Annotated in this window: 2 protein-coding genes; both read right to left on the reverse strand. The window is 76.6% G+C overall.

Annotated features, from left to right (window positions below; translation table 11 throughout):
• Nucleotides 1–32 precede the first annotated feature (32 nt).
• Nucleotides 33–797, reverse strand: coding sequence for a YcnI family protein (locus Q7T15_RS04950; RefSeq protein ID WP_304693877.1), 765 nt, complete (start codon nucleotides 795–797; stop codon nucleotides 33–35).
• Between the two features lie 88 nt (nucleotides 798–885).
• Nucleotides 886–1,231 (reverse strand): hypothetical protein (locus tag Q7T15_RS04955; protein WP_370689103.1); only part of this gene is annotated, 346 nt, incomplete at its 5' end.

Here is a 1,231-nt window from a genome sequence, read left to right on the forward strand (position 1 = left end):
TCCGGCGCGCGCGGCGCGGACGATGCCGCGGCTCACGAGGACGCCCCGCGGCGACGCACGAGAGCGAGGGTCAGCGCCGCGGTCCCGGCGACGAGGCCGAGGGCGCCGAGGATGCGCGCGATGAGGTCGTCGCCGCCGGTCGCTGAACCCGAGGTCGAGTTCGTGAGCGCGGCGGTCTCGGCATCGGCGTCCGAGTGCGCTCCGGCGTCGGCGGAGCCGTGCCCGTCATCCGCCACGGCGTCGGTCAGGGTCACGACGGGCGCATCCTCGCCCGCCCACGTCGCCGTGCCGACCTCGCACGTCTGCGTCGTCGGGAACTCGATGCGCTCGCCCGCCTCGCCCTCGGGCAGCGTCACCTGGAGGTCGAAGGCGGCGCGGTAGCCGTCGGCGAGCGGCGCGTCGGTCGCCGTGTAGACGACCTGCCCGACGCGCTCGGTGAGCGTGTCGTACTCGGTCTCGATCGGCGCGTCGAGGGGCACCATGACCTTCTCGACGCTCCAGCCGGAGTGGATGGTCGGGGCGACGGTCGGGATGCTCTCGGGGATGTCGATCGTCACGACGGTCGTCGACGACCCCTCGCAGCCGTGCGACATCGAGAAGGTGACGAGCGCGCGGCCACCGGGGGCGGTCGAGTCGCTCGAGGCGCTCACGTGAGCGAACGCGGCCGAGGGGCCGGCGAGGGCGAGGCCCGTGCCGGCGGCGAGCGCGAGGGCGGCGAGACCGGCGCGGCGCGCGCGACCCGCGCGGGCGGGAGCTGCGGCGGAGGCGGTGCGAGTGATGAGGGTCGATGCGGTCATGATCGTGCTTCTTCCGTGCGGGTGCGCCGGTCGCCGAGAGGCGGATCGACGGCGCGATGAGTGTGGGATCGCGGGATGCCCGGCGCGACTAGCGCGCGCGCGCGACCGCGGGCGGCCCGCGCCGCCCCGAGCCGCCGAGCACGACGACGGCGGGAAGGACGAGTCGCTCGACGCCGCCGAGCGGGGCGCGGCCGAGCACGGGAGCGACGACGGCGACGACCGGCTCGAGCAGTCGTGCGAGCGCGAGCCCGGGCGCATCGAGCGACGCGGCGATCGCGGCCGAGCCGCGACGGAGGAGCACGTACGAGGCGACGGCCGCGATGGCGTGGTGCAGCCCCATGAGCGCGGTCGCCCCGGCGAGCGGTGCGGCCGCCTCGACGGGGATGCCCGCGGGCGCGATCGCGACGCTCGCCGCGTCGAGCGCGCCGTGCGCC

It is taken from the genome of Microcella sp. (assembly GCF_030645145.1).
Classification (GTDB): domain Bacteria; phylum Actinomycetota; class Actinomycetes; order Actinomycetales; family Microbacteriaceae; genus Microcella.